This window comes from Agrobacterium sp. 22-223-1 (genome assembly GCF_053522385.1).
The window spans coordinates 745,101-770,769 of sequence record NZ_JBNWCN010000001.1 but is presented as its reverse complement, the minus strand read 5'-3'; the positions used below and the strand labels follow the sequence as shown (position 1 = coordinate 770,769).

Genomic DNA, 25,669 nt, shown 5'->3' with positions numbered 1-25,669 from the left:
AAATGGCTGTCGCGGCCCGCAGGCGCGATTTGCGGCGGCCAGCGGGGGAACCCGAAGTCGGGCAAAAACGTTGTGCACAACGGGTTCTCCTGTCCCCGCATATCGGCGCGGCGGGAAGAGCCATTATGGCAGGGGGTAATCCGCAATGGGGTCCGTGATGAAAATGGCTTCTTTTTCCATGAATGTCGTCTGCGCCGCACTTTTCGCAACGGCGCTGCCGGCGCCATCGCAGGCGCAGCAACCGGCCCCGCAATATAACGTCGTCACCGATGCGGTCCTGTTTGATGGCGGCCCCTCGCTTGGCAACAGCGACAGGGTGCGGTGGGATTTCTACAAGGCAGACCGTTCCGGCGGGCGGACCGACGACAATGCCGGCGGCTCCTATGACGCCACCTTCGAGGCGAAACTGCCGGCGGGCAAATATGTCGGGGTGGCGGCGCTGGGCAATGTGACCCGCGAAGTGTCGTTCGAGGTGAAGGACGGAAGCGTCGCGAGGCCGAAGGTGAATTTCGACGCTGCGGAATTGACCGTCGTGCCGAAACGCAGCGCCGGCGGCGATGTGGAAACGCAGGCGAAGACGGAAATCACCAAGGGCGATTTCAAGGACAGCGTCTATGGCCAGAATACTGTCTTCGTGCCGGCCGGAGACGTCGTGCTCACCGGCAGCATCGGCCCGGCGCGGGCTGAGGAGAAGCTTGCCATCAAGGCAGGCGAGAAGATCAGCCACGAGCTGGTCATTCCAAGCGGCGTGGTGATCGCCAAGGCCGTTTATGCGGAAGGCGGCAGGGCGGTGGAAACGGATGATATCCGCTTCGAAGCGATGTCGGCCAGGGAAACGCTGGATGGCACGCGTGAGACCATCAACGGCATTTACGGCACCGGCAAGATCATGGAAATGCCCGCTGGCGACTTCGTCATGCGCGCGCGTCTGGGCAAGGTGACGGTGGAACAACCATTCACCGTGACTGCCGGAAAACGAACCGAAATCACCCTCGATCTCGATGCGGGCGTTCTCGCCATCAAGGCGCCCGGTGCGGAACGGATCGATATCGTTGAAACCACAAGGGATCTTCAGGGCACGCAGAAGGAGATTTCCGGCCGTTACGGCACGCAGCATCAGGAAACCCTGCATCCCGGCGAATATTCGGTGAAGGTGAGCTACGACAAGAAATCCGGCCGCGAGCCGAAGGAGATCAAGGCGACGGTCAAGGCCGCCGAGAGAACCGAGACGGATGTGCCGGAGTAGGCCTCGGCCGCCGCCCGGCCGGAGGCTCCGGACCTTCGCCGATTTTCACGCCTGCGAAGCCTGACGCCGCGATACGGTCGCACAGTCTTATCCACTGACAGCCTCGACAGGCCGGCCTGATCTCGCCTGCGGCGAAAGCCAGACGCATCTTCGCGAGAAAGTCAGGCGTCGCCTGCAACCGCCTGCCGGCGGTCAGTGCCTCGCCCAAAAGCACAGCCACCGAAAGGCGGGCCGTCTCGTCCCGCTGCACCACGCCCTCGTTGAAACAGTGGGCATGGCTTTCACACAACAGGCCTTCGCAAATATCATCCGGACCATCCACCAGCTCGATGTCCTCCTCGCCGGTATTCAGGCGGGCGGCGACACGGTCGTAATTCTCGACGAAGCCGGACGTATATCCCTTGCCCACGTAAGTGAGCATACAGAGAAGATGGTGGGGCCGGAGGCGGACGGTCACGGGCCCGCCCTATCCGACGATGGCGAAGGCGTCGCGCACCGAGCCGGACGAGGTGCGGATTGCCTTGCGGCCGATCCATTGCACATGTCCGTCGAGGATACGCACCGCCTCTTCGGCGCGACCGCCACGCAGCGCGTCGATGATCGCGCGGTGATCGGTATCGGTGCGGCGCTCCCAGCCGGCGCGCCAGGCGGAAAACAGGAAGCGGGCGCTCGCCGCATGCAGACCGTCGATCGCCTCCATCAGGCGCGGCATGTTGCAGGGCGCAGTGATGAGGCGGTGGAAGCGGCGGTTGGCCTCCTCCCAATGCTGCACATCGACGGCGCTGTCGCCTTCGAGCGTCGCCGCCTCCGCCTGGTCGAGAATGGCGGGTGTCATGTTGGGAATGGCGTGGCGCAGCGCCAGAACTTCAAGGGCGGCGCGCATTTCCGCTACCTCGCGCACATCGTCAAGGCCGAAATCCGCCACCCGGACACCCCGGCGCGGAATGCTGGCGGCAAGCCCCTGCGCTTCCAGCCGGCGGAACGCCTCGCGCACCGGCACATGCGACGCGCCGAATTCGGCGGCGATGTGGTCCTGCCGCAACCTTTCACCCGGCGACAGCTCACCGCGAACGATGCGGTCGGCGAGCGTGCGGCTGATGCGTGCGGCAATGGTGTCTTCGGGCGTGGTTTTCTCTGGCTTGGGCATAACATCCCATAACGCATATGGCGCGGCCGTGTGTAGCTGTTTTTGCGCGAAAGAGTAACGCCAAGCCAAATATTCGAGGCGGCACAGTCGCTTACACGGGCCGACCGAGCTATGAGCCTGATGGGACCGACCTTTGCGGGTGAGCCGGTTGAGCTTGGCGCGGACATGGTCTAAAAGCCCGGCATCATTTTCTTCCAGCCAAATCCGATACAGGGAGCGCCCATGAGCGGCTTCGACCTCATTATTTTCGACTGTGACGGCGTTCTGGTCGATTCCGAAATCATCGCGGCGCAGGTGGAATCCCGCCTCTTGACCGAAGCCGGATATCCGATCTCCGTCGAGGAAATGGGCGAGCGCTTCGCCGGCATGACCTGGAAGAACATTCTTCTGCAGGTGGAAAGCGAAGCCAGCATTCCGCTCTCCGCCTCGCTGCTCGACAAGTCGGAAAAGCTGCTCGACATGCGGCTGGAACGCGATGTGAAGATCATCGAGGGCGTGAAATTCGCCCTGTCGCGCCTGACCACGCCGCGTTGCATCTGCTCGAACTCATCGAGCCACCGCCTCGACATGATGCTGACGAAGGTGGGCCTGAAGCCCTATTTCGCGCCGCATATCTATTCCGCCAAGGACCTTGGAGCCGACCGCGTGAAGCCGAAGCCCGACATCTTCCTGCACGGCGCGGCACAATTCGGCGTTTCCCCCGACCGCGTGGTCGTGGTCGAGGATTCCGTGCACGGCATCCACGGCGCAAGAGCCGCCGGCATGCGCGTCATCGGCTTCACCGGCGCATCCCACACCTATCCGAGCCACGCCGACCGGCTGACGGATGCGGGCGCCGAAACGGTGATCTCGCGCATGCAGGACCTGCCGGCCGTGATTGCGGCAATGGCGGAGTGGGAAGGCGCTTTTTGAGTTGTGAAGGGGCTTCTTTCGTGATCTGAGTGGCAGCATTGATATTTTAATAAATGTAGCTACATTAATTCATGAAAATCATATCGGATGAGCACAAACGGCTCGCCAATATCGAGAAGCACGGCTTCGATTTTGAAGATATCGATGGGTTTGATTGGGAGAACGCCATCATCGAGAAAAGCCTGACCGAACCGGGAAGTTCGCGCTTCAAAGCGATCGGATATTTCCGGGACGGGACTATGGCCGTTGTTTTTGCGACTGTCGGGACAGAAGCAATATCCATCATCAGCTTCCGACGGGCGAGTTCCAGGGAAAGAAGGAGGTTGCCATGGCCAAAGTTGCAAAACTAAAAGAATTCAAACCCGGACGCGGCTATACCAAAGCGGACTGGGACGCCGTCGATTTCCCGGAAATGACGGATCAGGAACTGGCAAATGCACGCCCCGCCCGAGACGTTTTGCCTCCTGCTTTCTTCGAAGCAATTGATGAATACAGAAAGACGCGTGGCCGCCCGCCGGTGGACAAGCCGAAGAAACAGGTAACATTGCGCCTCGATGAAGACGTGGTGGAGCGTTTTCGCGAAGGTGGCAAAGGATGGCAGAGCCGCATCAACGAGGCCTTGCGAAAGGCAGCTGGTATTTAAATCCGTTGCCATTCAAAAAGAAACCGGAGCCCGCAAAAGCAGCCTCCGGTTTTTTACATTTCGCCCGTCAAATCACCGGCGCTTGGTCTTGGCCTTTGCGCCCTGCTCGGCGAAGCCGATGAAGACGCTGACAGACTTCGGTGCGCCACCCGGTCCGTTGGGGATGGCGACGTGGTCGTTGTTGAAGATGAACTGCGTGCCCGCCCCGCCTGCCGGAACATCGACGGCGAAGGCGGTGGTTTCGCCGTAGATCTCGCCGTCGCCGTCCTTCACCGTCACGCGGATCGGCACGGTCACGCGGCCGGGCTTGGCCATCGGGCCGGGAACGAGGCGGCCCTGGGCCAGCACGTTCACGGTGAGCGTCGATTCATTGGCGGTGCACGAACGCGTCGTATCGGACAGCGAGACCTGATAGGCGAGTTTCTGCGGATCGTCCTTCGCGCCTCCGGCATAGACGCGATGAACGGCGTTGGCATCGAGAACCGTCACGGCCGGGCAATTGGCCTGAACCACGGCAGCCGTCGGTGCGGCCTGCGCCGCCGGCGGGTTGACGGCAAGCGAGTCCGACGGGTTGGAGGAATTGCATCCTGCAACGACGGCCAGAAGCGACATCGCGGCGGACAAACGCAAGAAATTCCCTGACACTCTTCTAATTCCCTCTCCATTGTCCCGGAACAGAACCGGAGACGCTGTTTATTGACCTTTCACGCAGGTTGGCGATGGTCTATAGCAGCGACGCCGGAAAAAATCGATTGGCATGTTCGGTTTTGCTTGAATTTTCAAAAAAGCCCTTCATTAGCTGCCCAACCGCCTCATTCCGGTAAGACGCTGCGGAAAAGATGCCGATCAATCGGTAACGGATAAGGGACTATCTCGTGGAATATGTATCGACCAGGGGTGCGGCCCCTTCGCTTGGTTTTTGCGACGCGCTTCTGGCGGGCCTTGGCCGTGACGGCGGGCTTTATGTTCCGCGCAAATGGCCTTCCATGTCGAAGAAGGAAATCCGCAACCTGCGCGGCAAGTCCTATCAGGATGTCGCCTTCGAGGTTCTCTACCGTTTCACCGGCGGTGAAATTCCGGCCGACAAGTTCAGGGCGATGATCGACGACGCCTATGCGACCTTCCGCCATCCGGCCGTCGTGCCGCTGACGCAGACCGGCCCGAACACCTTCGTGCTGGAGCTTTTCCACGGCACCACGCTCGCCTTCAAGGATGTGGCGATGCAGCTTCTCGCCCGCCTGATGGATTATACGCTTTCCGAACGCGGCGAGCGCGCCACCATTGTCGGCGCCACATCAGGCGACACGGGCGGTGCGGCAATCGACGCCTTTGCCGGGCGTGAGCGCACCGACATTTTCATCCTTTTCCCGAACGGCAAGGTCTCCCCGGTGCAGCAGCGCCAGATGACGACCTCCACCGCCTCCAACGTGCATGCGCTGGCGATCAATGGCAATTTCGACGATTGCCAGACGCTGGTCAAAGAAATGTTCAACGACGTGAAGTTCCGTGACGGCGTGAAGCTTTCCGGCGTCAATTCCATCAACTGGGCGCGCATCATGGCGCAGGTGGTTTATTACTTCACCGCATCGCTTTCGCTCGGCGGTCCCGACAGGAAGGTTTCCTTCACCGTCCCAACAGGCAATTTCGGTGATATTTTCGCGGGTTACGTCGCCAAGAAGATGGGCCTGCCGATCGACAAGCTCGTCATCGCCACCAATGACAACGACATTCTGGCGCGCACGCTGAAGACCGGCCGTTACGAGATGCGCGGCGTCAAGCCCACCACCTCGCCTTCGATGGACATCCAGATTTCCTCGAATTTCGAGCGGCTGCTGTTTGAAGCCTATGGCCGTGATTCCGCCGCGGTGAAGGCATCGATGGACGGGCTGAAGCAGTCCGGCGCATTTGAAATTCCGCCGCATGCGCTGAAATTCATCAAGAAGGATTTCCGCGCCGGCCGCGCCACCGAAAAGCAGGTGGCGGCAACGATCCGCGACACGCTTGAGAAAACCGGCTACCTCATCGATCCGCATACGGCGACCGGTGTTTTCGTGGCGGAAAAGCACGAAAAAGCGGGAAGCCCGATGGTTGTCCTGTCGACCGCTCACCCGGCTAAATTCCCGGCCGCTGTAAAATCCGCTTGCGCAATCGAGCCTGCGCTTCCAGTATGGTTAGCTGACATTATGAACCGGGAGGAGCGTTTCGACATTCTGGATGCAGAGCTGAAAGCCGTGGAAACCTTCATCGGCAGCCATGCACGCGCCGGCAAATAGAGACGCGGAAAGACGTTGAGTATGAGAGTTAATGTGACCCGGCTTTCGTCCGGGTTGACCGTTGTCACGGAAAAAATGCCGCATCTCGAAAGCGTCGCTCTTGGGGTGTGGATCAAATCCGGATCCCGCAACGAGACGACTGCCGAACACGGCATCGCCCATCTTCTCGAACATATGGCTTTCAAGGGTACGGCGCGCCGCACCGCCCGCCAGATCGCCGAAGAGATCGAAAATGTCGGCGGTGAAGTCAACGCCGCGACATCGACGGAAACAACCTCCTACTACGCCCGCGTCCTGAAAGACCACGTCCCCCTCGCCGTCGATATCCTTGCCGACATCCTGACGGAATCGCTGTTCGACGAAGAAGAGCTGGAGCGGGAGAAAAACGTCATCCTGCAGGAGATCGGTGCAGCCACAGATACGCCCGACGACGTGATCTTCGACAATTTCTCCGGTGTCGCCTATCGCGACCAGACCATCGGCCGCCCGATCCTCGGCACGCCGGAAACCGTTCAATCCTTCACGACAGGCCAGATCAGGCATTATCTCGCCCGCAACTACACGACGGACCGCATTTTCGTCGTGGCGGCCGGTGCTGTCGACCACGAAAGCTTCGTGAAGCAGGTGGAAGAACGTTTCGCCTCGCTGCCGCAGCTGCCGGCGGCAACACCGGTCATGGAAAAGGCAATCTATACCGGCGGCGAAATCCGCGAGACCCGCGACCTCATGGACGCGCAGGTGCTTCTCGGCTTCGAGGGCAAGGCCTATCACGCCCGCGACTTCTATTGCTCGCAGATCCTCGCCAATATCCTGGGCGGCGGCATGTCTTCCCGCCTGTTCCAGGAAGTGCGCGAATATCGCGGCCTGTGCTATTCGGTCTACGCCTTTCATTGGGGTTTTTCCGATACCGGCATCTTCGGCGTGCATGCGGCCACTGGCGGCAACGACCTGCCGGAACTGGTGCCGGTCATTGTCGAGGAGCTGCGCAAGTCCTCGCAGGTCATCCATCAGGAGGAAATCGACCGTGCTCGCGCGCAGATCCGCGCGCAGCTGCTGATGGGCCAGGAAAGCCCGGCCGCCCGCGCCGGCCAGATGGCCCGGCAGATGATGCTTTACGGCCGGCCCATCCCCAATGAGGAGATGATGGAGCGCCTTGGCGACATCACCCGCGCGCGCCTGACCGATCTTGCGGGACGGCTGTTTTTCGATACAGTTCCGACATTGTCCGCAATTGGCCCACTCGAACATCTGCCGCCTCTTTCCGACATCACTGCGGCGCTTTCCGCGCAGCAGCCCGCAAGGATAAAGGCGAACGGATAAACCGATATGAGAGCGGGATTTAAAGGCGAAGACCGCTCATCTTTTTCGCCATCCCGCTCGCGGATGGCGATGTCTGCCGCACAGGGATCGTGAATGCTGCGTTTTCTTTCCCGACATAGCGACACGCCCGAACTGCGCAGCGCCAATCACCTTCTCAGACTGCCGCGCTACGGCGATTTCAAGCAATGGCATGTGCTGCGCTCCGAAAGCCGGCAGTTTCTTCAGCCCTGGGAGCCGACCTGGCGGCCGGACGAGCTGACGGAAGGCGCCTTCCGCATGCGCGTGGTACGCAACGGCCAGGAATTTTCCTCCGGCACCGCCGTTTCCTTCCTGCTATTCGAGAAAGAGACGCTGCTGGTCGGCGGCATCACCATCGGTTACATCCGCCGGGGTGCGGCGCAAAGCTGCATGATCGGATACTGGATCGGCGAACGGCACGCCGCCCAAGGCCATATGTCTGCCGCATTAAAATTGGTAATACCATACATCTTTAACGGACTTCAGTTGCACCGTATCGAGGCAGCCTGTATTCCGGAAAACTTCAAAAGCATCCGGCTTCTCGAAAATGCCGGGTTCCAGCGGGAAGGCCTCCTGCGGGAATATCTGAAAATCAATGGCCAATGGCGGGATCATATGATGTTTTCCCTTCTTGCCGACAAGCAAAGCTCCGGCGGAACGAAGTACGATACATGACCTACAATCACACTGCGCCTTGCCTTGCGAAACGTCTGGCGGCAATCGCGCTGGCTGCGCCGTTTTTCCTGCTTTTCCTGCTTTTCTCTTCCTATTCCTACGCCTTCGAGCCGGTGAAGATTTCCCGTGACGACACGGCGCTTGACCTGACGGCCACCACCGATATCTATGCCAACCAGGGCGAAGCCTTTCAGGTCTCGACCGCGCCCGGCCCCGACGGCATTCGCCGCCGTATCGAGGTGCGCGCCAGCTCCACCGACCATCAGGGCGACTGGGCGGTTTTCGCACTTGCCAACGTTTCGGAAGAGCAGCTGGAGCGCGTGATCGTCGCGCCGCATTTCCGCCTCGTGAATTCCAAGCTGTTCTGGCCCGATCTCGGCTCGCAGCGCATCATGGCGATTACGCCGAGCGAAGGTTTCGCACTCGACCGGCAGCCGAGCCCGGATGCCGACGTGTTCCGCATCACCCTCAATCCCGGCTCCGTCATCACCTTCGTCGCCGAGCTTTCCACGCCGCAGCTGCCGCAGCTCTATCTGTGGGAGCCGGAGGCCTACAAGGACACGATCAACGCGTTTACGCTCTATCGCGGCATCGTGCTCGGCATTGCCGGCCTGCTCGCCGTGCTTTTGACCATCCTGTTCGTGGTCAAGGGAACCTCTGTCCTGCCGGCCTCGGCCGCGCTCGCGTGGGCGGTGCTCGCCTATATATGCGTCGATTTCGGCTTCCTCGAAAAGCTCATCACTGTCACCTCAAGCGATCAGCGAATATGGAGGGCGGGCGCGGAAGTGGCGCTCGCCTCCAGCTTCGTGGTCTTCCTGTTTACCTATCTCAATCTCAACCGATGGCATGCGCATCTCGGTTATGCGACCTTTGCCTGGGTGGTGGGTCTGGCGCTGCTGTTCGGCGTGGCGATCTACGATCCCTCGGTCGCCTCCGGCATTGCGCGCGTGTCCTTTGCGCTCACCGCAACGGCCGGCATCGCGCTTATCGTCTATCTCGGTTTCAACCGTTACGACCGGGCGATTTTGCTCGTGCCTTCCTGGGCGCTTATCCTCGTCTGGCTGTTCGGCAGCTGGCTGACGGTCACGGGGCAATTGGACAATGACATTGTGCAGCCCGCACTCGGCGGCGGGCTGGTGCTGATCGTGCTGCTGATCGGCTTCACCGTCATTCAGCACGCGTTTGCCGGCAGCGCCTATCAGCAGGGTCTCTTCTCCGATCTCGAGCGGCAATCGCTGGCGCTGACGGGCAGCGGCGATACGGTGTGGGACTGGGATGTGACGCGCGACCGCATCGTCACCACGCCCGATATTTCCAACCGGCTGGGGCTGGAACCCGGCGCCATGCACGGCGCTGCGCGCAACTGGCTGCCGCGCCTGCACCCTGACGATCGCGACCGGTTCAAGGCGACGCTCGACGTGCTGCTCGACCATCGCAAGGGCCGCCTCAACCACGAGTTCCGCATTCGCGCCGAAGACGGGCATTTCCACTGGCTGCAAATCCGCGCCCGTCCGGTTCTCGGCTCCAACGGCGAAATCATCCGCTGCGTCGGCACCATCACCGATATTACCGAGCAGAAGAATTCCGTCGAGCGGCTGCTTCAGGATGCGATGAACGACAATCTGACCGGGCTTCCGAACCGGCAGGTGTTCCTCGACCGCCTGCAATCGATCCTCAACCTGTCTTCCGACAGCGACGGCGTGCGCCCGACCGTGATGGCCATCGATATCGACCGCTACAAGCTGGTCAACGATACGCTCGGCATTGCCGCCGGTGACAATATCCTCATTGCGCTGACCCGTCGTCTGCGTCGTCTGTTGAAACCGCAGGATACGCTGGCGCGTCTTGGCGGCGATGAGTTCGGCCTGATCCTGACCTCGGAGCGCGATCCGCAGCGTGTGGCCGATTTCGCCGATGCGGTGAACAAGGCTATCATGGTGCCGATCAATTTCGCCAATCGCGAAATCATCCTCACCGCCTCCATCGGCCTCGTTTCGTGGATCGACCAGCAGGAAAGTGCGGCCGGACTCTTGAGCGATGCGGAACTCGCCATGTATCGCGCCAAGCGCGCCGGCGGCAATCGCGTCGAGCCCTTCCGCCCCGCCTTCCGCACGTCGGGCACCGACCGGCTGCAGATGGAGAGCGACCTTCGCCGCGCCATCGAGCGCAAGGAGCTGTCGCTGGCCTACCAGCCAATCGTCAAGCTCGACGATGGCGAGCTGGCCGGTTTCGAAGCGCTGATGCGATGGGAGCACCCCAAGCGCGGCAATATCCCGCCGAGCGAGTTCATTCCGATTGCGGAGGCCTCCGGCCTGATCGAGCCGCTCGGCATGTTCGCGCTGGAACGGGCGGCGACCGATCTGATGGACTGGCAGCACGCCATAGAGAAGATGCCGATCTTCATTTCCGTCAATATTTCCAGCGCGCAGCTGCTGAACAATGAATTGTACAATGACGTGCGCGGCATGCTGACCCGCACGCGTTGCAATCCGCAGCAGCTGAAGCTGGAACTGACGGAATCCGTCGTCATGGAGAACCCGGAGCAGGCGCGGCTGGTGCTTTCCAAGCTCAAGGAAACGGGCTTAAGCCTCGCCATGGACGATTTCGGTACCGGCTATTCGTCGCTCGCCTATCTGACCCGCTTCCCCTTCGACACGATCAAGCTCGACAAGGCGCTGGTGGCCAATACCAGCGACAAGCGCAACGTGCTCCTGCGCTCCGTCATCGCCATGGCGCGGGCGCTCGACATGCAGGTCGTGGCGGAGGGCATCGAAACGCCCGAGGATGCGGCCGAACTGGCGCGCATGAATTGCCATTTCGGCCAGAGCTTCCTGTTCGGCACCCCGGTTTCGGGCGATGCGGCGCTGAAGCTTCTGCGGGAACGGTTCCAGCCGACGAAGCGAGCTTCGTAAGCGGAGTATTGCGTACATGGAAGCGAGGGGGGCGCAGTCTCCTCCTCAAATTCCACGTCATCCTCGGGACAAGCCCGAGGATGACGACGGAGAGGGCTAATGCTCCCCGCAACGTCTCGGATTTTCAATCTGCACGCCGCATATTTACTGAACCATCATCACCGGCTGCGCATCCGCCGCCACCCTCCCATGCAGGAGGTCGTGAATGAATTCCATCTTCACCACCACCGGCGGCGTCAGCACGAAGGGATAGAGGTCCGCCTCCCCCATGCTGCGCTGGATAGAATTGATCGCGACGCTGAGCGGAATCCAGGCCTTGACCAGTTGTTCGGCGCTGCGGGCGTTGTAGGGATCGAAAGTCACCTCCGCCGCCATTTCTTCATGCCCATCGGGATCGATGGCCACGCCGAAGGCGCGCGCCGTCTCCAGCGTATCGACGATGTGGAGATAATGAGCGAAACATTCGGCGAAATCCTCCCAGGGGTGGACGGACGCATAGGAGCTGATGAAGCTTTCCTGCCAGTCGGGCCGCGGCCCCTCTTCGTAATTGCGTTGCAGAGCGGCGCCATAATCCTCGCTGTCGTCGCCGAAGACGGCGCGGCAGGCCTCCAGGCGGTTCTCATCCCGCACCAGCTTGTTCCAGATGAAGTGCCCCACCTCGTGGCGGAAATGGCCGAGCATGGTGCGGTACGGCTCGTTCATATTGGCGCGGACCTGCTCGCGGGTGACATCGTCGGCTTCCGCGGCGCGGATGGCGATCAGGCCCTCATCGTGACCGGTCATGGCGGGAATGACGGAACCATCGGGCGCCACCTCATCCACCAGAAAGTCGAAGACCAGCCCACCGGCCGGATCGGCATCGCGATTGGGATGCGGAAGGCCGAGCCGCAGGATCGAATAAAACAGATGCCGCTGCGCCTGGCTGATGCGACGCCATTGTGCGATGCCCTCATCCGTCGCGATATCCGGCACCAGACGGTTGTGGCTGCAGGCCGGGCAAAAGGCGCTGTCGCTTTGCGCCGGCACCGACCAGTTGCAGATATCGTTCACTTCATTGGCACAGAACCGCACCTGTTTTTGCGGGTCCGCGACGATCTGCCAGTTCGGCTCACCCGCAGGTGCCAGCGCCTCCATGGAAAGCCGCTCCGGCACGAAGGCCAGACGATGACCGCAGGAAACGCAGAAACGATTGTCGAAATGGACCGGCTGGCCGCAGGATGCGCAGGAAAAAAGCTTCATCGATGAAACCTTGCGATGGATCGGGTGGGTGGAGGAAACATACGATGCCAACATGCATCGTAGACGACAGCTGAAAATCATTGGTGCTCCTGCGCTCCGGGCTTACCCCCCTCTGTCCTGCCGGACATCTCCCCCTCAAGGGGGGAGATCGGCAAGACGCTCTTCCACCACTCCATTCTCAAGCATTGAGATGGGCGAGACCTCGCCTCAGGTCGATCTCCCCCCTTGAGGGGGAGATGTCCGGCAGGACAGAGGGGGGTAAGCCCGGAGCGCAGGAGCATCAATGATTGGCAACGGTCGCCCACGGTGGCCACTATGAAGGGCGTAACAGGCGGCCGCCTTCGGAACATCCCAGACGACAGGAGCGCATGTGCGGTCAACACATACGCTCCGAAGCGCCGCATCGAAAGAGGCGCAACTCGTCAGGCGAAATTACATGCGGTCGACGGCGCCCTTGACGGCGTCTTTCGCCTTGCCAACGCTGGTCTGTACCTTGCCCTTGGCTTCCTGGGCGGCACCCTTGGCGCGCAATTCATTATTGCCCGTCGCTTCGCCGACGTTCTTCTTCACTTTGCCAGCAACTTCATTGGCTTTACCGGCGATCTTGTCAGATGTGCTACCCATAATACTACTCCCTCGTTGAGCCGTACTGTCTGTCCGGCTTTCCGGGTGAGTAACGTCAGGGGTCGGGATTTGGTTCCAGCCAAAACGGGCGGGAATATGCAGGGGCTCAGGCGTGCCCGGCATCCGTGGAGAGCATGCGCGCATCGACGCCCATGAGCGCCAGCGCCCGCTCGTATTTATTGTCCAGCCCGCGGTCGAAGATCAGTTCCTCCGCAGCCGGGCAATTCAGCCAACCATTATTCGCGATCTCGTTTTCGAGCTGGCCCGGACCCCAGCCGGCATAACCGAGCATCATGGTCGCCCTTTGCGGACCGCGGCCGTTGGAAATGGCGCGGACGATATCGAGCGTTGCCGTCAGCGAAATGTCATCGCTGACCGGAATGCTGGATTCGCTTAAATAATCGTCCGAATGCAGCACGAAACCCCGGCCGGATTCCACCGGGCCGCCGCACTGGATCGGGAATTCGCGGGTGCGGTTGGGCAGCATGATGGCGTCGTTGCTGTCCACCAGTTTCAGGTGCAGCAGAATATCCGTAAAGGTGATCTGCTGCGGCCGGTTGATGATGAAGCCCATGGCGCCGGCATCCGAATGGGCGCAGATATAGATCACCGAACGGGCAAAATTGCCGTCGTCCAGCCCCGGCATCGCGATGAGGAACTGACCATCGAGAAAGCCACGTTCGCGTTTGTCCATCAGGGTTGAAAAGCTCACCGGCGCCTCCAGCAGACCGCATTCCGTCGTTTAACGGAAAACGGCGTTCGCACTTCGACAAAGGACAGGATGCGGCATAGCGCCCGATCAATCAACCGAAAATGATGAACCGCACGAATTCGTAACTGGTCCGCCGGGCGATGTTGGGTTAGACGGAAAGCATGAGCGCCAGAATATTCTTTCGATTTTCACATTTCCGTTTTGCAGCGGCATTTGCTGCCCTACTTGGCGGTGCTGAAGCCGCCCAGGGCGAGATTACCGACTGGGCCAGAAGCGAAGGCGGTCAGATGCGCGTGGCAAGCCTTGCCATGGATGCCGACGGCGTGGTGCGCGGCGTGCTGCAGATCGAGCCGAAGGACGGCTGGATCACCTATTGGCGCGAACCGGGCGAAGCGGGCATACCGCCGCAGATCACGCCCGATCCGGCGAGCGGCGCGGCGCTCACCACCATGGCTTATCCGGTTCCGAAGCTGATCGAAAACGGCGACATCACCGATATCGGCTATGACCACGCCGTCAGTCTTCCGTTTCAGCTGAAAGCCACGGACCCGGCGGCAGGCGGGAAAATCGATCTCACCGCCTTCATCGGCGTGTGCCAGAATATCTGCATTCCCTTCGAGGCGAAGTTTTCAATCGAGCGCGGCAATGCGGGCGATGACGACCGCGAGGAACGGCGATTGCTGGAGGAGGCGCGCGAAACGCTGCCCGAGGCGGCATCCGACGATTTCAAGGTGATCGATTTCCACATCACGCCCGACAAGACCATGCTCGGCGTGCAATTGCAGCTTCCGGAAAACGCGCCGAAGGAGACCGAAATCTTCATTGCCGGCCCCTCTGGCTTTGCCTATTACGAGCCGCAGAACCTGGTGCGCGACAAGCGCAAGCTCTCCTTCTACATGAACATCAAGGGCCTGCCGAAAACCTATCAGGTGCAGGGCAATAGCTGGCCTATCCTGGTCAAATCCGGCGACCGGGCCATGGAAACGATGCTCCATTTTCCAAAGCCCTGATCGGTTCGGCGGTCACGTTTGAGCGGCCGCGTCTGCAATGGAATTTCCTGCGAAAACCGCATGACACGTTTCATTTGGTTGCTCTATAGTCGCGCGAACCGAACGGCTACAGGAGCACGGACATGACCATCAAGATCGGCGAAAAACTGCCTTCCGCAACTTTCAAGGAAAAGACGGCCGACGGCCCGGTGGAAACCACCACGGACGCGCTTTTCGGCGGCAAGAAGGTGGTTCTCTTCGCCGTTCCCGGCGCTTTCACCCCCACCTGCTCGCTGAATCACCTGCCGGGTTATCTCGAAAACCGCGACACCATTCTTTCCAAGGGCGTTGACGATATCGCCGTCGTCGCCGTCAATGACTGGCACGTGATGGGCGCATGGGCGCAATCCTCCGGCGGTCAGGGCAAAATCCACTTCCTCGCCGACTGGGACGCCGCTTTCACCAAGGCGCTCGGCCTCGACGCCGATCTTTCCGCCGGCGGCCTCGGCGTGCGCTCCAAGCGTTATTCGATGCTGGTGGAAGACGGTGTGGTGAAGTCGCTCAACGTGGAAGAAAACCCCGGCCAGGCAACGGTCTCGGCCGCTGCGGCGATGATCGAGCAACTTTGACATTAAGAAGAAGGCCTCTTGGCCCTAGATAAGACGTCATCCTCGGCGCTGTGCCGAGGATCTAATCACGTCCAATTCAATCGAGACGTTGCAGATGCTCGGGACAAGCCCGAGCATCACGGAAGAGAGCGACGAGAAGCCGCTCTCTCAAACATTCATATCGAACACCAGAAGCCCGGCGAGACCGCCATCGGTGAGCGACACGAGACGTTCCCCCACTTCCATGTGCTTGGGATGGGCGAGATAGTCGTCGCGGGCCTCGGGGCTTTCCAGCGTCACGATGAAACCGTCGACAAAACCGCCATTCAGCCCCTCGGGTGAGACATTCTGGCCGTATTTCACATCGATGATGCCGGGTATCACATCCTTCAGGGCGGCAATCGCCTCGAATATTGCGTGTTTTTCAGAAGAGGCCGTTGCAGCCTTGAAGCGTAGAAATACACAATGCAGGATCATCCGGATTTCTCTCCTCCGTTGAGCGCTACCGGAGCGCCCCTTGACGACAAGATAGGTCGGGTTTCGGTTTTCACAACCCCCGATAACGGGGCCGCCAGCGCGGATTTGCCCGGCCCGAAATAGAGCAGGCTTCCATTACCGCCGTTTGAAGGGCTCCATGCCCTTTCGCGCCAATTCGTCGGCGCGCTCGTTTTCCGGGTGGCCGGCATGGCCCTTGACCCAGTGCAGGGTGACCTTATGGCGTTGCTGCGCCGCTTCCAGCGCCTGCCATAGTTCAACGTTCTTGACCGGCTTGTTATCGGCGGTTTTCCAGCCCTTCTTTTTCCAGCCGAAAATCCACTTGGTGATGCCGTCCTTCACATAGGCGCTGTCGGTATAAAGATCGACCTCGCAGGGGCTTTTCAGCGCATTGAGCGCCGAAATCGCCGCCATCAATTCCATGCGGTTATTGGTGGTCTCGGCCTCGCCGCCGGAGAGTTCCTTCTCCACTTCGCCGTAACGCAGCACGGCGCCCCAGCCGCCGGGACCGGGATTGCCGGAGCAGGCGCCATCGGTGAAAATATCGACATGTTTCATTCGCCCGCCAGCCCATATTCGGCGACAGTGGCGATGGAACGGTGGAACCGCAGCTTGCGCAGATATTCCAGCGGGTCCTTCTTGACCACCAGCGCGCCTTCCGGCGTCGTCAGCCAGTCATAAAGGCGGGTGAGGAAGAAACGCAGCGCCGAACCCCGCGCCAGAAGCGGCAACGCCTCCAGCTCCGCTGCGCTCAGCGGGCGCACCGACTGGTAACCTTCCAGCAGCGCCTTGCCCTTGGTGACGTTGTAAGCGCCATCCTTTTCGAAGCACCAGGCATTGAGGCAGATCGACACGTCATAAGCGAGCAGGTCGTTGCAGGCGAAATAAAAGTCGATCAGGCCGGACAGTTCATCGCCGAGGAAGAACACATTGTCCTGGAACAGATCCGCATGGATGACGCCGGCCGGCAGATTCTTCGGCCAATGGGCGGCGAGATAATCGATTTCCGGGCGAATCTCGTCTTTCAGGCCCTTCTCCACCTCATCGGCGCGGTCTTCGGACTTGTCCCAAAGCACCTTCCAGCCTTCGACGGAGAGCGCGTTCGGCCGCTTGATCTCGAACCCCTCGCCGGCCAGATGCATGGCGGCCAGCGCCTTGCCGACTTCGCGGCAATGTTTCGCTTCCGGCTTTCTCAGCCACATGCCTTCGAGAAAGGAGATGAGCGCCGCCGGCCGGCCCGACAGCTCTCCCAGCAACTCACCATCCTTGCGCGGCAGCGGCAAGGGGCAGGACAGGCCCTTGGCGGCCAGATGCTGCATGAGGCCGAGGAAGAAGGGCAGATCGGATTTCTCCACGCGCTTTTCATAAAGCGTGAGAATCAGCGGGTCCTTGGTGGTATGCAGCAGGAAATTGGAGTTTTCGACGCCTTCGGCAATGCCCTTATAGGAGGTGAGGCTGCCGACGTCATATTGCGTGAGGAAATTCCTCAGATCATCTTCGGTGATGTCCGTATAAACTGCCAATTTCAAATCTCTTGATGAAGGATGGAGTGGAAATCTCGGGTGGAGATGACGCAGGTGGGACGGAAACCGCCCGCATTCAGCGCCATCCCGCTTCAGATACCGGCGGCGGTTTTCGGCGGCAGCGCATCATTGGCATTGCCGTTCACGAAAGCCATGTCGTCCGTCGTCAGCTCGATGCTGCGCAGCTCGCGATTGACGAGGAAATGTTCCGTTTCCTCGACCGTCACGGCGAGATCGAGCGTCGTATCGAAACGCGCCTTGAAGGCTTCGATGATCTCATCGACGATGACCTCCGGTGCGGATGCGCCAGCCGAAAGGCCGACGGTGCGGATATCGCCGATTTCATTCCAGTCGATTTCCGAGGCCCGCTGCACCAGCACGGAGCGCTGTGCACCGGCCCGCAGCGCCACTTCCACAAGCCGCTTGGAATTGGAGGAATTGGGCGCGCCGACGACGATGAAGAGGTCGCAGCCGGGGGCCGCCTGCTTCACCGCATCCTGACGGTTGGTGGTTGCGTAACAGATGCTGTCGGCGGCGGGCGCCTGAATGGCCGGGAAACGTTCCTGCAGCCTGGCGATGACGCCAGCCGTGTCATCGACCGAAAGTGTCGTCTGGGTGACGAAGCCGAGATTTTCGCGGTCCGCCGGTTCGTAACGGCCGGCATCTTCCACCGTCTCGATGAGCGAGACCGTTCCTTCCGGAAGCTGGCCCATGGTGCCGATGACCTCGGGGTGGCCGGCATGGCCGATCAGCACCACATGGCGGCCAAGCCGCTGGTGGCGCATGGCCTGCTTGTGAACCTTGGAGACCAGCGGGCAAGTGGCGTCGAGATAAAAGAGATTACGCGCCTGCGCATCCTCCGGCACGGATTTCGGCACGCCGTGGGCCGAGAAAACCACCGGCTGCTCGCGGTGCTCGGCCGGAATTTCATGCAGTTCCTCGACGAAAACCGCGCCCTTGGCTTCCAGCCCTTCCACCACATAACGGTTATGCACGATTTCGTGGCGGACATAGACGGGTGCGCCATAGGCCTTCAGCGCCAGCACGACGATCTGGATCGCCCGGTCCACGCCCGCGCAAAAGCCGCGCGGTCCGCACAGCCTTATCGTCAAAGGGGGTTTGGAAACGGCGATGTTCATTCCAGCTCCTTGGCCTGCTGCTTGGGCCGTGCTTCATGGCCTTGCCCGACAAGCTGCCTTACCGGACGGGCTGCGCTTTATTCACCCTGCGCCTTACCGTTCCGGAAATAGGCAAAACCGGCGACGATGACAAGGGCCGCCGCCAACCCATACCACGTTATCGCATATTGCAGGTGATTGTTGGGCAAATCTATCAGCGTCACGCCACCCTGCGGCCAGCCGCCCGGGTTAGGCGCGTTGTCAGCATCCACGAAGAGGTGGACCAGCCGGTCGGGCGGGATATCGGCGCTGGAGGCCATGGCCGCCAGATCCTTCCAGTAGAAGATGTTCTTGGCGATATCGTTATCAGGCAGCAGCGAGGACGGTTTTGCAACCAGCGGCGCGCGCGAAAGGCCGGTGATCGTCACCGTACCGGCAACCTGCCCGTCGGGCCGTTTGGCGGGTTCCTTCATCTCGAAGGGCACGAAGCCGCGATTGACGAAGAGAATGCGGCCATCGGCAAGCGTCAGCGGCGTATAGATGTAATAGCCGGTTTGCCCCTGATGGGTGGCGAAGAAATGCCGCTCGCGGGCATGATCGAAGGTGCCGGAAAGACTGACCGTGCGGTATTCGATATCGCCGCCGCTTTTCGCGATCGCCTCTATGTCGGAGAGCGGCACCGGGCTCGCGCTCCGCCGCTCCTCGATATCGGCAATCAGCGCCTCTTTCCAGTAGAGACGCTTCACCTGCCAGGTGCCGAGCCCGAGAAGAATGGCAAGCGCCAGCAGCACCAGCGGCGCGGCGAACCAGACCCGCCTTTCCGCCGCCTTCATGTGGGAAACGTCATTCACGATCAAGCCTGCCTTCGCTTGCATTGTTGCGGTATTGCAGCGCAATCATGATCCCTTTCAGCTTGCGCAGCAGCACGAGGGAGACAATCACCGTAAACGGCAACCACAGCATGACATGCACCCAGACCGGCGGCGCAAAACGCTGATCGAACCAGAGCGCCAGCCCGACGACCAGAAAACCGACGATCAGCATGACGAAAACCGCCGGGCCATCGCCCGCATCGGCAAAACCGTAATCCAGTCCGCAGGCACTGCAGGCGGGTTTTATAGTCAGAAAGCCGTCGAACAGCCGTCCGTTGCCGCAGCGCGGGCAGCAGCCTTTGAGCCCGACCTTGATGGGATCGACCGGCGCGAAATTGCCGTTTGATGGTTCAGACATGACGACCTCCCGCGAAATTATCCAGACCCCTCCTGACCAGTCCTCGGGTCAAGCACGCTGATGACGTCGAGCCTGCAGGAAGCTCGCCTCCAAACCGGGGCAACCGTTCGTTGCCCGGCGTTGCCGCGTGTTTCTTCTCCCCGAGGGGGAGAAGGTGGCCCGAAGGGGCGGATGAGGGGGCACCGTCGCCGCCAATTGCCGGCCTCGCCCCCTCATCCCGCTGCCGCGGACTTCTCCCCGGCGGGGAGAAGAAACAAGTTGCACCCGCTCGCTCCACAGGATGCCTTGCTTTGGCTCCAGGTCCCTAGCCGGCGCAATCAGCCGTGCAGCGGCGCGCCCCAGCCACCCCAGATATAGATGGCGAAGAACAGGAACAGCCAGACGACGTCAACGAAGTGCCAGTACCAGGCAGCCGCTTCGAAACCGAAATGCTGCTTGGGCGTGAAACCGCCGCCAACGGCGCGGAACAGGCAGACCAGCAGGAAGACCGTGCCGACGAAGACGTGGAAACCGTGGAAACCGGTGGCCATGAAGAAGGTCGCGCCGTAGATCGAATTCTTGAAGTCGAACGGCGCGTGCATGTATTCGTAAACCTGCACGGTGGAGAACAGGACGCCGAGCGCGACGGTGAGCAACAGACCGGTGATCAGGCCCTTGCGGTCATTGTGCAGCAGGGCATGGTGCGCCCAGGTGACGCAGGTGCCCGACAGAAGCAGGATGACGGTGTTGTAGAGCGGCAGGTGCCAGGGATCGATCACCTCGATGCCCTTGGGCGGCCATTGGCCGCCGGTATATTCGAGGCGCGACGCCTGAATGGCCTCGTGCGGGAAGAGGCTGGCATCGAAATAGGCCCAGAACCACGCCACGAAGAACATCACCTCCGAGGCGATGAACATGATCATGCCGTAACGCAGGTGAAGCGAGACGACGCGGGTGTGGTTGCCCTCATGGGCTTCCTTGATCGTATCGGACCACCATGCGTACATGGTGTAAAGCACGATGACGAGGCCGATATAGAACAGCCAGGGATTGGCCAGTTCCGCGCCGAACAGCTTGAAGGAGCCGCCCGACAGGTAACGCATGTAACAGACGCCACCGAAGGTCAGGATGAAGGCGCCGATCGAGGCCAGAAGCGGCCAGGGGCTTGGATCGATAATGTGGTAGTCATGGTTCTTCTGATGCGTATCTGCCATTGCGACAATCCCCGAATGTCTCTTCCCTGATCCGGCCTCGGATAAAAGGCCAGATCTCCTCTCACAATTTGCTTTCGCCAGATGAAGTCTTTACCGGCAAGGACGCAACCGGTTTTTCGGTTTTGGCCGGATAAAACGTATAGGACAGCGTCAAAGTATGAATGCTCTTGGTCTCGCGCGCCGTGGCGATGTCAGGATCGACGAAGAACACCACCGGCATCTCCAGCGTTTCACCCGGCTGCAGCGTCGTTTCGGTGAAGCAGAAGCACTCCACCTTGTTGAAATAGGCGCCGGCTTCCATCGGTGTGACGTTGAAGACCGCCGTGCCCGTGGTCGCCATGGGTGAACGGTTCGTCGCCTTGAAAGTCACCTGCACCGTTTCGCCGATTTTCGGCGTGACCTTTTTGTCGACCGGCTGGAAATCCCAGTTGAGGCCGTTCGACGTATTGGCATCAAAGGTGACGTTGATAGTCTTGTCGAGGATGACGTCGGAATATTGCTCGACGCGCTGGGTGGTGCCGTTATAGCCGGTAACGCGGCAGAACAGCGTATAAAGCGGCACGGCGGCATAGGCCATGCCGATCATGGCGCAGAAAAACACCAGACAAAGCACGAGGATGGAGCGATTGCTCACCCGCTGCCTGCCGGTCCCTGCCGTCTGCGCTTCCATATTCGCCATCTCCTCCTCCTCTCCCCTCGATCAGCGCGTCAGTGCGAGCCGATCTTGATGATGGTGATGATGTAGAACAGCACCACCAGGCCGGCGAGCAGAACGCCGAGCGCGATGTTGCGCCCGCGTCTCGATTTTTTCTGCGCCGCGCTCAGTTCCACCGTTTCCATCACAGGACTCCCGACATGACGGCCTTCAGGGCCGGCGCGAAATGATCGGCCAGAAGGCCGGAGAAAATCGCAAAAAGGTAAAGCACCGAATAGGCGAACATCTTCTTGGCCGGCAGCATCTTCTCGTCGCCTTCTGGCATGCGCCGGACATCGAGCGAACAGTAGACGAAGATCGCGCTCAGAACGGCGGCGAAAATGCCGTAGCCGGCGCTCGCAAGGCCGGTGAAATAAGGTGCGACGGCCGCGGCCGCGGTCAGCACCGCATAAACGATCATCTGGTTCTTGGTCGAGCGTTCGCCGACCACGTTCGGCATCATCGGAATGCCGACGGCGCCGTAATCACGCATCTTGAACAGCGCCAGCGCCCAGAAATGCGCCGGTGTCCAAAGGAAGATGATGAGGAACAGGATGATGCTGTCCAGCGAAACGCCGCCGGTGACGCAGGCCCAGCCGAGCATGGGCGGGAAAGCGCCGGCCGCACCGCCGATGACGATGTTCTGCGGCGTCGAGCGTTTCAGCCACATCGTATAGATGACGGCGTAAAAGAAGATGGTGAAGGCGAGCAGGCCGGCCGAGAACCAGTTGACCGCAAGGCCGAGAATGACCACCGAAAAGGCCGAAAGCGTCAGCCCGAAGGCCAGCGCCTCGCGCGGCGCGATGCGGCCGGACGGGATCGGCCGTCTGGCGGTACGGCTCATCACGGCGTCGATATCGGCATCGTACCACATGTTGAGCGCACCGGATGCGCCGGCACCGACGGCGATGCAGAGAATGGCGATGATGCCGAGCACCGGGTTGATTTCACCCGGCGCCAGCACGAGGCCCGCAAAGGCCGTGAAGACGACGAGCGACATGACGCGCGGCTTCAGCAATTCGAAATAATCGCGCGCGCCGGCTTCCGAAAGTTCGGAGCCCTTCACGCCCAGCATGTCGCGATTGTCGATAATGCTCATTTCCTGTCCTGTTTCCTTCGAACGCCGCGTGAAGCGACATCCCCTGCACCGGCCCGAAAACGAATGTGATTTCCGGCATGCGCGATGCGTCAATTCATGGGTCCCGAACGTCCTGGCATGAGCGGCGCCGGGCAAAACCGATGCCATTTTCCGGCTTTTCGCCGCACCATGCCGCCATTCGTCTGCGCTTGCATTTCATAAAGGCCAGATTTGGCATTTATCACGTCCGGGGCGTGTATCACGTCGGACGGCAGGCATCGCTTGGACAAAATGTCACGCGGCAGGAGAGACTGCCCGTTCGGGAAACGGCACGGACCGAACCGCGCCGTCCCTCATTTTCAGCGCCGGGAATTCGCAGGCCCTGCCCGCGCCTTCCGGCCCGCGCATCAGCGAATGCGCGGCAGCTGTTCCCACTGGTGGTAGGGCGGCGGCGAAGACAGCTGCCATTCGAGCGTCGTCGCACCTTCACCCCAGGGATTGTTGCCGGCGATCCGCTTCTTTGCGAAGGCTTCCCAGACGCAGAAGAGGAAGATCAGCACGCCGACGGCCGAGATGTAGGAACCGTAGGAGGATACCATGTTCCAGCCGGCATAGGCATCGGGATAATCGATGTAGCGGCGCGGCATGCCGGCAAGACCGAGGAAGTGCTGCGGGAAGAACACGAGGTTCACGCCCACGAACATGACCCAGAAATGCAGCTTGCCGAGGAATTCGCTGTACATGTAGCCGGTGATCTTCGGGAACCAGTAATACCAGCCGGCAAAGATCGCGAAGACCGCGCCGAGCGACAGAACGTAGTGGAAGTGCGCCACCACGTAATAGGTGTCGTGCAGCGAACGGTCGAGACCGGCATTGGCGAGCTGGACGCCGGTGACGCCGCCGACCGTGAACAGGAAGATGAAGCCGATCGCCCAGACCATCGGGGTCGAGAAGGTCAGCGAACCGCCCCACATGGTCGCGATCCACGAGAAGATCTTGATACCCGTCGGCACCGCGATGACCATGGTGGCGAAGACGAAGTAACGCTGCGCTTCGAGCGACAGGCCGACCGTGTACATGTGGTGGGCCCAGACGATGAAGCCGACGGCGCCGATGGCGACCATGGCATAGGCCATGCCGAGGTAACCGAAGACCGGCTTCTTGGAGAAGGTCGAGACGATGTGGCTGATGATGCCGAAGCCCGGCAGGATCAGGATGTACACTTCCGGATGGCCGAAGAACCAGAACAGATGCTGGTAAAGGATCGGGTCACCGCCGCCTTCCGGCGAGAAGAATGCCGTGCCGAAGTTGCGGTCGGTCAGAAGCATGGTGATGCCGCCCGCCAGAACCGGCAGCGAAAGCAGCAGCAGGAACGCGGTGACGAGGACCGACCAGGCGAAGAGCGGCATCTTGTGCAGCGTCATGCCCGGAGCGCGCATGTTGAGGATGGTGGTGATGAAGTTGATCGCACCGAGGATCGACGACGCGCCCGAAACGTGCAGCGCGAAGATCGCCAGATCCACCGCCGGCCCCGGCATGCCGCTGGTCGATAGAGGCGGATACATGGTCCAGCCGCCACCGACACCGTAGGCGCCCGCAGGGCCCTCGACGAAGAGCGAGAGAATGAGAAGGATGAAAGCCGGAACGATCAGCCAGAAGGAGATGTTGTTCAGGCGCGGGAAAGCCATGTCCGGAGCGCCGATCATGATCGGGATCATCCAGTTGGCGAAACCGCCGATCAGCGCCGGCATGACCATGAAGAAGATCATGATCAGCGCGTGCGCGGTGGTGAACACGTTGAACATGTGCTTGCCGCCATCGATGGCGGCGTCACCCTCGAAGCCGTACACCATGGACGCCAGACCGTGGAAGATCTGGATGCCCGGCTCCTGAAGCTCCATGCGCATGACGACGGAAAGCCCGCCGCCGACGATACCGGCGATGATCGCGAAGATCAGATAGAGAGTGCCGATGTCCTTGTGGTTGGTCGACAGGAACCAGCGGGCGAAGAAGCCCGGCGTATGGGAATGATGCGCATCATGCGAATGATCGTCATGTGCGGAATGACCATGCGAGTGATGATCGTCGTGTGCGGAAGGTCCAGCCATTGTCCTCACTCCAGAGTCAGTTGGTTTCGTTGGCGGCAACGTCGACGGTGCGCGGAGCGCCATCGACAGAGGCCATCAGCGCCCGGTTCGCGCCGCTCAGGTCAGAGGCGGCGGCGGTGAGCCAGGTGTTGTACTGCTGTTCGGAAACCACCCGAATGGCGATCGGCATGAAGGCATGGTCCTTGCCGCAAAGCTCGGAACACTGACCGTAATAAAGGCCCTCTTTTTCCGCCTTGAACCAGGTTTCGTTCAGGCGGCCGGGAACGGCGTCGATCTTGACGCCGAAAGCCGGCATGGCGAAGGAATGGATCACATCCGTCGGCGCGGCAGTGACGAGCAGGCGAACGGTCTTGCCGACCGGAACGACCATTTCATTGTCTACCGCCAGAAGACGCGGATAGCGGGCCCTGTCTTCCTTGCCCGCGGCGGCGCGATCCTGGTCCTTCAGCATGTAGCTGTCGAAGGAAACCGGCTCGGCGCCTTCGGCGGCCGTATATTCATAGCTCCACAGCCATTGCGTGGCGGTCGCCTTCAGCGTCACGTCGGGGTTTTCCGGCTGCGTGAGCTGCGCGTTCAAGAGATTGAACGACGGGAAAGCAAGGAACAGGAGAATGAGAACCGGCGCCAGCGTCCAGACCACCTCGATCGCCGTGTTATGGCTGGTCTTGGAAGCCACCGGATTTTTCGCGGCGCGGAATTTCAGGGCGACGACGATGAGCAGCGCAAGAACGAAAAGCGTAACCGGAACAATGAACCAGAGCGTATATTGTTCAAACCAGCGTATTTCGTGCATGATCGGCGTGGCGGCCTCCTGCATGCCCATTTGCCAATGCACCGGCTGATCGGCGTGGGCGCCGACAGCCGTGAGCAGACAGGTCATCCCCGCCAGTGCTGCGTAAATCCTATTCGTCA

General features: G+C 60.7%; 28 protein-coding genes. 10 read left to right on the top strand and 18 right to left on the bottom strand.

Features of this window, described 5'->3' with window-relative positions:
• Positions 1-145: 145 nt before the first annotated feature.
• Entirely contained in the window at positions 146-1,246 is a 1,101-nt protein-coding gene (locus ACQZ60_RS03790; protein WP_035262989.1) for a hypothetical protein, read from the top strand.
• Here ACQZ60_RS03790 and ACQZ60_RS03785 read toward each other — a convergent pair.
• The gene (locus ACQZ60_RS03785; RefSeq protein WP_059775492.1) at positions 1,206-1,667 is read right to left on the bottom strand and encodes a DUF1284 domain-containing protein; all 462 of its coding nucleotides are present in this window, start codon (positions 1,665-1,667) and stop codon (positions 1,206-1,208) included. The two genes, ACQZ60_RS03790 and ACQZ60_RS03785, sit on opposite strands and share 41 nt — an antisense overlap.
• A gap of 45 nt (positions 1,668-1,712) precedes the next feature.
• Positions 1,713-2,393 (bottom strand): GntR family transcriptional regulator, encoded by a 681-nt coding sequence (locus tag ACQZ60_RS03780; protein ID WP_035262986.1) that lies wholly within the window; start codon positions 2,391-2,393, stop codon positions 1,713-1,715.
• 222 nt (positions 2,394-2,615) lie between these two features.
• On the opposite strand from ACQZ60_RS03780, the gene ACQZ60_RS03775 reads away from it, so the two are divergent.
• The 3 genes from ACQZ60_RS03775 to ACQZ60_RS03765 all read left to right on the top strand — a co-directional run bounded on the left by ACQZ60_RS03775 (position 2,616) and on the right by ACQZ60_RS03765 (position 3,948).
• Entirely contained in the window at positions 2,616-3,305 is a 690-nt protein-coding gene (locus ACQZ60_RS03775) for an HAD family hydrolase (protein ID WP_003520496.1), read from the top strand.
• Positions 3,306-3,376: 71 nt separating this feature from the next.
• A complete protein-coding gene (locus tag ACQZ60_RS03770; RefSeq protein ID WP_035262980.1) occupies positions 3,377-3,655 on the top strand; it encodes a BrnT family toxin in 279 nt (92 codons plus the stop codon).
• Positions 3,634-3,948 carry a BrnA antitoxin family protein gene (locus ACQZ60_RS03765; protein ID WP_035262978.1) on the top strand — a complete coding sequence of 105 codons (315 nt, stop codon included), beginning with the start codon at positions 3,634-3,636 and terminating at the stop codon, positions 3,946-3,948. Before ACQZ60_RS03770 ends, ACQZ60_RS03765 begins: the two co-directional genes overlap by 22 nt.
• Before the next feature lie 72 nt (positions 3,949-4,020).
• On the opposite strand, the gene ACQZ60_RS03760 is transcribed toward ACQZ60_RS03765, so the two are convergent.
• Positions 4,021-4,560 carry a PilZ domain-containing protein gene (locus ACQZ60_RS03760; RefSeq protein ID WP_448735312.1) on the bottom strand — a complete coding sequence of 180 codons (540 nt, stop codon included), beginning with the start codon at positions 4,558-4,560 and terminating at the stop codon, positions 4,021-4,023.
• Between the two features lie 263 nt (positions 4,561-4,823).
• Between ACQZ60_RS03760 and thrC the strand changes: the two genes are divergently transcribed.
• The 4 genes from thrC to ACQZ60_RS03740 all read left to right on the top strand — a co-directional run bounded on the left by thrC (position 4,824) and on the right by ACQZ60_RS03740 (position 11,146).
• Entirely contained in the window at positions 4,824-6,221 is a 1,398-nt protein-coding gene (gene thrC, locus ACQZ60_RS03755) for a threonine synthase (protein WP_111784582.1), read from the top strand.
• Positions 6,222-6,242: 21 nt separating this feature from the next.
• A complete protein-coding gene (locus ACQZ60_RS03750) occupies positions 6,243-7,541 on the top strand; it encodes a M16 family metallopeptidase (RefSeq protein WP_448735311.1) in 1,299 nt (432 codons plus the stop codon).
• Between the two features lie 93 nt (positions 7,542-7,634).
• Positions 7,635-8,234, top strand: coding sequence for a GNAT family N-acetyltransferase (locus tag ACQZ60_RS03745; RefSeq protein WP_003509108.1), 600 nt, complete (start codon positions 7,635-7,637; stop codon positions 8,232-8,234).
• Positions 8,231-11,146: an EAL domain-containing protein gene (locus tag ACQZ60_RS03740; protein ID WP_035262976.1), complete on the top strand. Its 2,916-nt coding sequence runs from the start codon at positions 8,231-8,233 to the stop codon at positions 11,144-11,146. Before ACQZ60_RS03745 ends, ACQZ60_RS03740 begins: the two co-directional genes overlap by 4 nt.
• 144 nt (positions 11,147-11,290) lie before the next feature.
• On the opposite strand, the gene ACQZ60_RS03735 is transcribed toward ACQZ60_RS03740, so the two are convergent.
• The 3 genes from ACQZ60_RS03735 to ACQZ60_RS03725 form a co-directional block, all read right to left on the bottom strand.
• A complete protein-coding gene (locus ACQZ60_RS03735; protein WP_448734781.1) occupies positions 11,291-12,385 on the bottom strand; it encodes a zinc-binding metallopeptidase family protein in 1,095 nt (364 codons plus the stop codon).
• A gap of 432 nt (positions 12,386-12,817) precedes the next feature.
• Complete coding sequence (locus ACQZ60_RS03730; RefSeq protein WP_003521119.1) at positions 12,818-13,009, bottom strand: CsbD family protein; 192 nt, start codon at positions 13,007-13,009, stop codon at positions 12,818-12,820.
• Positions 13,010-13,115: 106 nt separating this feature from the next.
• Complete coding sequence (locus ACQZ60_RS03725; RefSeq protein WP_003521117.1) at positions 13,116-13,721, bottom strand: YqgE/AlgH family protein; 606 nt, start codon at positions 13,719-13,721, stop codon at positions 13,116-13,118.
• Positions 13,722-13,882: 161 nt separating this feature from the next.
• Here ACQZ60_RS03725 and ACQZ60_RS03720 point away from each other — a divergent pair, with 161 nt between their 5' ends.
• A complete protein-coding gene (locus tag ACQZ60_RS03720) occupies positions 13,883-14,731 on the top strand; it encodes a protein-disulfide reductase DsbD domain-containing protein (protein WP_059754112.1) in 849 nt (282 codons plus the stop codon).
• A 122-nt stretch (positions 14,732-14,853) separates the two neighbouring features.
• Entirely contained in the window at positions 14,854-15,339 is a 486-nt protein-coding gene (locus ACQZ60_RS03715; RefSeq protein ID WP_003521115.1) for a peroxiredoxin, read from the top strand.
• 147 nt (positions 15,340-15,486) lie between these two features.
• On the opposite strand, the gene ACQZ60_RS03710 is transcribed toward ACQZ60_RS03715, so the two are convergent.
• From ACQZ60_RS03710 to coxB, 12 genes are all read right to left on the bottom strand, one after another.
• Positions 15,487-15,795 carry a Dabb family protein gene (locus ACQZ60_RS03710; RefSeq protein ID WP_003521114.1) on the bottom strand — a complete coding sequence of 103 codons (309 nt, stop codon included), beginning with the start codon at positions 15,793-15,795 and terminating at the stop codon, positions 15,487-15,489.
• 135 nt (positions 15,796-15,930) lie between these two features.
• Positions 15,931-16,371: a ribonuclease HI gene (gene rnhA, locus ACQZ60_RS03705; protein WP_425647741.1), complete on the bottom strand. Its 441-nt coding sequence runs from the start codon at positions 16,369-16,371 to the stop codon at positions 15,931-15,933.
• Entirely contained in the window at positions 16,368-17,336 is a 969-nt protein-coding gene (locus ACQZ60_RS03700) for a homoserine kinase (RefSeq protein WP_448734780.1), read from the bottom strand. Before ACQZ60_RS03700 ends, rnhA begins: the two co-directional genes overlap by 4 nt.
• Positions 17,337-17,428: 92 nt before the next feature.
• Positions 17,429-18,475: a 4-hydroxy-3-methylbut-2-enyl diphosphate reductase gene (ispH, locus tag ACQZ60_RS03695; RefSeq protein ID WP_003521111.1), complete on the bottom strand. Its 1,047-nt coding sequence runs from the start codon at positions 18,473-18,475 to the stop codon at positions 17,429-17,431.
• Between the two features lie 77 nt (positions 18,476-18,552).
• Complete coding sequence (locus ACQZ60_RS03690) at positions 18,553-19,287, bottom strand: SURF1 family protein (RefSeq protein ID WP_448735310.1); 735 nt, start codon at positions 19,285-19,287, stop codon at positions 18,553-18,555.
• Positions 19,288-19,297: 10 nt separating this feature from the next.
• A complete protein-coding gene (locus tag ACQZ60_RS03685) occupies positions 19,298-19,684 on the bottom strand; it encodes a DUF983 domain-containing protein (RefSeq protein WP_003521108.1) in 387 nt (128 codons plus the stop codon).
• A 317-nt stretch (positions 19,685-20,001) separates the two neighbouring features.
• Positions 20,002-20,877, bottom strand: a complete 876-nt coding sequence (locus tag ACQZ60_RS03680; RefSeq protein WP_003521107.1) for a cytochrome c oxidase subunit 3 — start codon at positions 20,875-20,877, stop codon at positions 20,002-20,004.
• Positions 20,878-20,938: 61 nt separating this feature from the next.
• Entirely contained in the window at positions 20,939-21,556 is a 618-nt protein-coding gene (locus ACQZ60_RS03675) for a cytochrome c oxidase assembly protein (protein WP_448734779.1), read from the bottom strand.
• Positions 21,557-21,585: 29 nt separating this feature from the next.
• The gene (locus tag ACQZ60_RS03670; RefSeq protein WP_003521105.1) at positions 21,586-21,717 is read right to left on the bottom strand and encodes a hypothetical protein; all 132 of its coding nucleotides are present in this window, start codon (positions 21,715-21,717) and stop codon (positions 21,586-21,588) included.
• The gene (gene cyoE, locus ACQZ60_RS03665) at positions 21,717-22,670 is read right to left on the bottom strand and encodes a heme o synthase (protein WP_003521104.1); all 954 of its coding nucleotides are present in this window, start codon (positions 22,668-22,670) and stop codon (positions 21,717-21,719) included. Before cyoE ends, ACQZ60_RS03670 begins: the two co-directional genes overlap by 1 nt.
• 386 nt (positions 22,671-23,056) lie before the next feature.
• On the bottom strand, positions 23,057-24,757 hold the full coding sequence (gene ctaD / locus ACQZ60_RS03660; RefSeq protein WP_003521103.1) for a cytochrome c oxidase subunit I: 1,701 nt from the start codon (positions 24,755-24,757) through the stop codon (positions 23,057-23,059).
• A 16-nt stretch (positions 24,758-24,773) separates the two neighbouring features.
• Positions 24,774-25,637, bottom strand: a complete 864-nt coding sequence (coxB, locus tag ACQZ60_RS03655) for a cytochrome c oxidase subunit II (RefSeq protein ID WP_003521102.1) — start codon at positions 25,635-25,637, stop codon at positions 24,774-24,776.
• Positions 25,638-25,669: the final 32 nt, after the last annotated feature.